We start from the raw sequence: 7,163 nt of genomic DNA on the forward strand, positions 1-7,163 counted from the left end.
AGGCGTTCACGCCGCATCCGGCACCTGAGCACTATTGCCTGATGCGACGCTGACGCGTCTTATCAGGCCTACAAACTAGTGCCCGAACCGTAGGCCGGATAAGGCGTTCATGCCGCATCCGGCACCTGAGCACTATTGCCTGATGCGACGCTGTCGCGTCTTATCAGGCCTACAAACTTGTGCCCGAACCGTAGGCCGGATAAGGCGTTCACGCCGCATCCGGCAGTCGTGCGTTAATGCCAAATGCGCCGCCCTGAAGCAGCGCATCCGGCAATGACGTACTTACTCTTTCGGTTTAAACCGCAGCAACCGGTTGGCGTTGCTCACCACGGTAATCGACGAGAGTGCCATGGCTGCCCCGGCAACCACCGGGTTAAGCAAGGTTCCGGTGAACGGCCATAAAATACCGGCGGCGACGGGGATCCCAATGCTGTTATAGATAAACGCACCAAGCAGATTCTGCTTCATATTACGCAGCGTTGCGCGGGAGATGGCGAGCGCATCGGCAACGCCCATCAGACTATGGCGCATCAGAGTAATCGCTGCGGTTTCAATCGCAACATCACTCCCACCGCCCATTGCAATACCGACATCCGCCTGGGCCAGTGCTGGCGCGTCATTAATACCGTCACCCACCATTGCGACCTGACGCCCCTCGCTTTGCAGACGTTTAATCGCTTCGGCTTTACCATCCGGCAATACACCCGCAATCACTTCATCAATCCCCGCTTCTTTGGCGATCGCATTGGCGGTCGCTGGGTTATCCCCGGTCAACATCACCAGACGATATCCCGCTTTATGCAGCCGTTGCAGCGCCGCCACGCTATCACTACGTAATGGATCGCGTACTGCCAGCAGGGCTACCGCTTTACCGTCAACCGCCAGCAGCACTGGCGTTGATCCTTGCGATGCCTGGGCGGTAATCTCCGCTTCGATAGCTTTCGTATCTACTTGCTGATCATTTAACAGCGCCTGATTCCCCAACAGCAGCGCATGGCCTTCTGCTTCACCGCTCACGCCCAGCCCGCGCAATGTGCGGAAGCCGTTGACTTGTGGCAGTTGCATATCGCCTGCTTTATCGAGGATTGCCCGCGCCAGTGGGTGGCTGGAACCTTGTTCCAGTGCCGCCGCCAGACGCAGCGCCTGCGCTTCGTCAACATCAGCAAAGGTTTTCACAGTGACAACCTGCGGCTTCCCTTCGGTCAGCGTCCCGGTTTTATCGAAAACTACGGTATCCAGCGTACTGGCACGTTGCAGTGCGTCGGCGTCACGCACCAGAACACCGAACTCTGCTGCGCGGCCGACACCAGAAATAATCGACATCGGCGTTGCCAGCCCCAGCGCACACGGGCAGGCGATAATCAGCACCGTGGTGGCAATCACCAGGGTATAAACAATTTGCGGTGCCGGACCAAAGAAATACCAGATTGCCGCACTGATCAGCGCAATCACCACCACTACCGGCACAAACACGGCAGAGATTTTATCCGCCAGTTGGCCGATTTCCGGCTTACTGCTCTGGGCCTGGCGCACCATGCGAATAATCCGCGACAAGGTAGTATGGCTGCCAACCGCACTGGCGCGAAACAGCACGCTGCCGTCCTGCACCACCGTCCCGGCATGGACACTATCGCCTTCGCCTTTTTGCTGCGGAATAGGTTCACCCGTCAGCATTGCTTCATCCAGCCACGCTTCGCCCTGGGTAATCTCACCATCTACCGGCACACGATCACCGGTCGTCAGGCGCAGCAACATACCTGGCTGCACTTCAGCCAGCGGCACACTTTTTTCACCATCTTCGGTGACCAGTCGTGCCGTGGGCGGGGTTAAATCGAGTAATTTCTCCAGCGCTTTAGAAGAGCGCTGACGTGCGCGCGCTTCCAGCATATGGCCGAGATTAATCAGACCGATAATCATCGCGCTGGCTTCGTAATAAAGATGTCGCGCTTCCATCGGGAACCACTGCGGCCACAGGTTGACGCTCATCGAATAGAGCCACGCCACGCCTGTACCCAGCGCTACCAGCGTATCCATCGTCGCCGCGCCGTTCAGCAGGCTTTTCCATGCGCTGCGGTAAAAATGCCCACCCGCGAAAACCATCACCGCCAGCGTAATCAGGCCGATAACCAACCACAGGTTGCGGTTGTCGGCAGTGACCATCATGTTCTCGCCAATCATCCCCCAGACCATCACCGGGATACCCACCGCCAGGGCGACAATCGCCTGCCAGCGGAAGCGTTTCATAGTCGCGACGGCGGTTTCCTGCTGGCGCTCGCGGCGTTTAGCATCATCTTCAATCGCCTCTGCGCCGTAGCCCGCTTTTTCCACCGCCTGCACTAAATCTTGTGGGGAGGCACTGCCCATCACCAGCGCAGTGCGCTCCGCCAGGTTTACCCGTGCCTGGGTGACGCCCGGTACGCTTTGCAGCGCGTTCTGCACCCGGGTGACACAACTGGCGCAGCTCATGCCGCTCAGCAGCAACTGCTGACTATCGTCTTCGGCGGTCGCTGCCGGAAGCTCATCAGGAACCGCTGTCAGTGCTTCCGACGGGATTGATGACTCCGCCAGCGGTTTAGCCTTTGGGTGGCTTACTGATGCGTCATAACCCGCTTGCTTGATAGTTTCGATAAGCTGTTCTGCGCTGGCAGTACCGGTAACGTGCGCTTCAGTGATAGACACGTCCGCCTGCTCAACGTCCGGGCGCTGCTCAAGACTCTCTTTTACGCGTTTAACGCAGTGACCGCAGGACAAGCCGTCCAGGGTCAGGTCGATTGTTTGAGACATAATTCACTCCTTTAAGACAGTGTTGACTGACTGAGATAAAGGGTAAACCTTCCAGCAAGGGGAAGGTCAAGAAATTAATTAATCACCAGGATAAAAGTCAGTGAAGATTAAAAAATTGGCTCAATTTCCATCAGAATCAGACAATTATCTCTTTGTTTTCCTGTAGTTAATTTGCGGGTGCTAAGTTAAATCAGGATGCCTGAAAATTGGCATCGGGGTGAGGAATAACCTCCCGCATCTATAAAAAGGAGTTAACAAAAGATGTCAGATGCAAAAAATTTACAGCAGGCAGTGGACCAGGCATATACCCAATATCATTCACTGAGCGGCGGACAAAATGCCGATTACATTCCCTTTCTGGCGAATGTCCCCAGCCAACTGGCGGCAGTGGCTATTGTGACTTGCGATGGTAGCGTCTATCGCGCGGGTGACAGTGATTACCGCTTTGCGCTGGAATCCATCTCGAAAGTCTGTACGTTAGCCCTCGCGCTGGAAGATGTCGGCTCGCAGGCGGTTCAGGACAAAATTGGCGCTGACCCGACCGGATTGCCTTTTAATTCAGTCATCGCCTTAGAACTTCATGGCGGCAAACCGTTGTCGCCACTGGTGAATGCAGGTGCTATCGCCACTACCAGTCTGATCAAAGCCGACAATGCCGAGCAACGCTGGCAGCGGATTTTACACATCCAACAACAACTGGCTGGGGAGCAGGTGGCGCTCTCTGATGAAGTGAATCAGTCAGAGCAGACCACCAACTTCCACAATCGCGCAATTGCCTGGCTACTGTATTCCTCCGGATACCTCTATTGCGATGCGATGGAAGCCTGCGACGTGTACACCCGTCAGTGCTCCACGCTTATCAATACCGTTGAACTGGCGACGCTTGGCGCGACGCTGGCGGCGGGCGGTGTTAATCCGCTAAGCCAAAAACGTATTCTTCAGGCCGATAATGTACCGTACATCCTGGCCGAAATGATGATGGAAGGACTGTATGGTCGCTCCGGTGACTGGGCGTATCGCGTGGGGTTGCCCGGAAAAAGCGGCGTTGGCGGCGGTATTCTGGCGGTCGTACCTGGCGTGATGGGTATTGCCGCGTTCTCGCCACCGCTGGATGAAGAAGGCAACAGTGTTCGCGGACAAAAAATGGTGGCATCGGTCGCTAAACAACTCGGCTATAACGTGTTTAAGGGCTGATCATGATGAACACGGAAGGTGATAACGATAACAAACCCCTCGGGCTATGGAATGTCGTTTCCATCGGCATTGGGGCGATGGTGGGGGCGGGGATCTTTGCCCTGCTGGGGCAGGCCGCGTTGTTAATGGAAGCCTCGACCTGGGTCGCCTTTGCCTTTGGCGGTATTGTGGCGATGTTTTCCGGTTATGCCTACGCGCGGCTTGGGGCGAGTTACCCCAGTAACGGCGGGATTATTGACTTCTTTCGTCGGGGATTAGGTAATGGCGTCTTTTCGCTGGCTCTATCGTTACTGTACCTGATGACGCTGGCGGTGAGTATCGCGATGGTGGCTCGTGCCTTTGGCGCTTATGCCGTGCAGTTTTTGCATGAAGGCAGCCAGGATGAGCATCTTATTTTGCTGTACGCACTGGCGATCATTGCGCTGATGACACTATTTAACTCCTTAAGCAATCATGCGGTAGGGCGGCTGGAAGTGATCCTCGTCGGCATCAAAATGATGATCCTGTTGTTGTTGATCGTCGCAGGCGTCTGGTCGCTACAACCAGCGCACATTTCTGTCTCTGCACCACCCAGCTCCGGCGCGTTCTTCTCCTGTATTGGGATAACCTTCCTTGCTTATGCGGGCTTTGGCATGATGGCAAACGCAGCGGATAAAGTGAAAGATCCGGCGGTCATTATGCCACGGGCGTTTCTGGTGGCGATTGGCGTTACCACGCTACTCTACATTGCGCTGGCGCTGGTGCTACTTAGCGATGTTTCGGCATTAGAGTTAGAAAAATATGCCGATACCGCCGTAGCGCAAGCCGCTTCTCCGTTGCTCGGACATGTGGGTTATGTGATTGTGGTCATCGGCGCTTTACTGGCGACGGCCTCAGCCATCAACGCCAACCTGTTTGCCGTGTTTAACATCATGGACAATATGGGCAGCGAGCGCGAACTGCCGAAATTAATGAATAAATCCCTGTGGCGGCAGAGTACCTGGGGAAACATCATCGTAGTGGTGTTGATTATGCTGATGACGGCGGCGCTGAATTTAGGCTCGCTCGCCAGCGTCGCCAGTGCCACTTTTTTGATCTGCTACCTGGCGGTGTTTATGGTCGCTATCCGCCTGCGTCATGATATTCACGCCTCGTTACCGATCCTTGTTGTTGGCACGCTGGTTATGTTGTTGGTGATCATTGGGTTTATTTACAGTCTGTGGTCACAGGGCAGCAGTGCGCTGATGTGGATTATTGGCGCACTATTACTAAGCCTTATTGTGGCAATGGTAATGAAACGGAATAAAACGGTATAAACTTTTCTGTGCGCGGTGCTTTCTGTACTGCGCTTTTATTTTTATCCTTAAATTAATCTCCTTTCTTATGCCTTTAATAAATAATTCACAAAAAAAAGATATATAGACGATAAAACTGTGATTTCTATCACTTCCTGGTATGGATTATTCTTAACAAGGATGATGGTAATCTAAAAGTCGTAGTGTATTCTTAATAAATGACGTATAAGCTTTTCAACTGCATTTCTTTTAAAGGGGGAAGTAAAAACGAAAGAGATGCGCAAGTTATTACCCTTCTTAAATAAAATGATGCTGGTTATAAAGATCAGTTAAAATAATGACCTGGAAGGAAGTGACTTACCTATGGCGCGATTACAATTAAAAAACCGTAAAAATAAAGGTCTGATATTTTTAATAAGTTTTATTGTGATGGGAGGAGACGCGCTTGCTGCACCGTTACCACAATGGGCTAATGCCCCTGCGGTTACGCCGGTTGCCAGTTTATCCTTACAGGAAAGTATATTACGCGCATTTGCCCGCAACCCTGACGTCACCCAACAGGCGGCGCAGATAGGTATTGGCGAAGCGCAAATCGATGAAGCCAAAAGTGCCTGGTATCCGCACGTGGGTTTAACCGGCAACGCAGGCCCGTCGCGACAAACTGACTCCAGCGGCAGGCTGGATAACAACGTTTCTTATGGCATAACCCTGACGCAACTGGTGTATGACTTTGGTAAAACTAACAACAATATCAAACTGCAAACTGCCGCTCGTGATAGCTACCGCTTTAAATTAATGGCCACCCTGACCGATGTCGCAGAGAAAACGGCGACCGCCTATATGGAAGTTAGCCGTTATCAGGCTTTGTGTGACGCGGCGCAACGCAATATTCACTCGCTGGAAAATGTCTATAACATGGCGGCACTGCGCGCCAATGCCGGGCTGAACTCATCTTCTGATGAATTACAGGCCCAGACGCGTATTGCCGGAATGCGCTCGACGCTGGAGCAATATCAGGCACAGATGGCCAGCGCCAAAGCACAACTGGCGGTGCTGACCGGCGTACAGCCGGAGGCGATAGCCGCGCCGCCAGGCGAATTAGCCGAACAGCCAGTATCGCTAAAAAATATCGATTATCAGTCCATCCCACTGGTGCTGGCGGCAGAAAACTTACGCCAGTCGGCTCAGTACGGGGTAGAAAAAACCAAAGCGCAATACTGGCCCACGCTCAGTATTCAGGGGGGCAAAACGCGCTACCAGACCAGTGACCGTTCGTACTGGGACGACCAGTTACAGTTGAACGTCAATGCGCCGCTGTATCAGGGTGGCGCGGTTTCTGCTCAGGTGCAACAAGCCGAAGGGCAACAAAAAATCTCTGCCTCGCAGGTCGAACAGGCAAAACTGGATGTGCTGCAACGGGCGTCGGTGGCGTATGCCAACTGGACCGGTGCACGGGGTCGTGAAGAAGCAGGTTTAGCGCAATCCGAAAGCGCGCACAAAACGCGAGATGTGTACCAAAATGAATATAAATTAGGCAAACGCAGTCTGAATGATCTATTAACCGTCGAGCAAGATGTCTTTCAGGCGCAATCGGCTGAAATAAATGCCAATTATGATGGTTGGGTCGCAGCAGTTAATTATGCCGCTGCGGTTAATAACCTGATTCCATTAGCGGGAATTAAACAAGGCTTATACAACGACTTACCCGACTTGAAATAATCCTGCCATTATTAATAGTAGGGCTACATCGTTATTAAGTGATTTTACTCGTCATGCTTCAGGTTAGCATGAATTGCGGCTGTGTATCCTCTCGCTTGCCACCTTTCTGCAACTTGAATTGTTTAGAGTAACCCTTTGTCTTATTAAGATAAATGGACTCGCTAAGGATGTGCGCCATTTATCAGGAATGCC

The 7,163-nt window shown here is 52.9% G+C and carries 4 protein-coding genes; 3 read left to right on the forward strand and 1 reads right to left on the reverse strand.

Annotation, left to right across the window (positions count from 1 at the left end; translation table 11 throughout):
* Positions 1 to 282: 282 nt before the first annotated feature.
* Positions 283 to 2,784, reverse strand: a complete 2,502-nt coding sequence (gene copA / locus BEA93_RS19945; RefSeq protein ID WP_105225023.1) for a copper-exporting P-type ATPase CopA — start codon at positions 2,782 to 2,784, stop codon at positions 283 to 285.
* 261 nt (positions 2,785 to 3,045) lie between these two features.
* Here copA and glsA point away from each other — a divergent pair, with 261 nt between their 5' ends.
* From glsA to BEA93_RS19960, 3 genes are all read left to right on the forward strand, one after another.
* Positions 3,046 to 3,978: a glutaminase A gene (gene glsA / locus BEA93_RS19950; protein WP_001278189.1), complete on the forward strand. Its 933-nt coding sequence runs from the start codon at positions 3,046 to 3,048 to the stop codon at positions 3,976 to 3,978.
* A gap of 2 nt (positions 3,979 to 3,980) precedes the next feature.
* Positions 3,981 to 5,273: an APC family permease gene (locus BEA93_RS19955; protein WP_000982141.1), complete on the forward strand. Its 1,293-nt coding sequence runs from the start codon at positions 3,981 to 3,983 to the stop codon at positions 5,271 to 5,273.
* A 342-nt stretch (positions 5,274 to 5,615) separates the two neighbouring features.
* Positions 5,616 to 6,971: a TolC family outer membrane protein gene (locus BEA93_RS19960; RefSeq protein WP_016263006.1), complete on the forward strand. Its 1,356-nt coding sequence runs from the start codon at positions 5,616 to 5,618 to the stop codon at positions 6,969 to 6,971.
* The last annotated feature ends 192 nt before the right edge of the window (positions 6,972 to 7,163 follow it).

The sequence above is a fragment of the Escherichia sp. MOD1-EC5950 genome, assembly GCF_002965345.1.
GTDB classification, from domain to species: domain Bacteria; phylum Pseudomonadota; class Gammaproteobacteria; order Enterobacterales; family Enterobacteriaceae; genus Escherichia; species Escherichia marmotae.

Excerpts from the sequence above, each read along its gene's own strand:
- copA (WP_105225023.1), bottom strand. The coding sequence starts at position 2,784 with ATGTCTCAAACAATCGACCTGACCCTGGACGGCTTGTCCTGCGGTCAC.
- glsA (WP_001278189.1), top strand. The coding sequence starts at position 3,046 with ATGTCAGATGCAAAAAATTTACAGCAGGCAGTGGACCAGGCATATACC.
- BEA93_RS19955 (WP_000982141.1), top strand. The coding sequence starts at position 3,981 with ATGATGAACACGGAAGGTGATAACGATAACAAACCCCTCGGGCTATGG.
- BEA93_RS19960 (WP_016263006.1), top strand. The coding sequence starts at position 5,616 with ATGGCGCGATTACAATTAAAAAACCGTAAAAATAAAGGTCTGATATTT.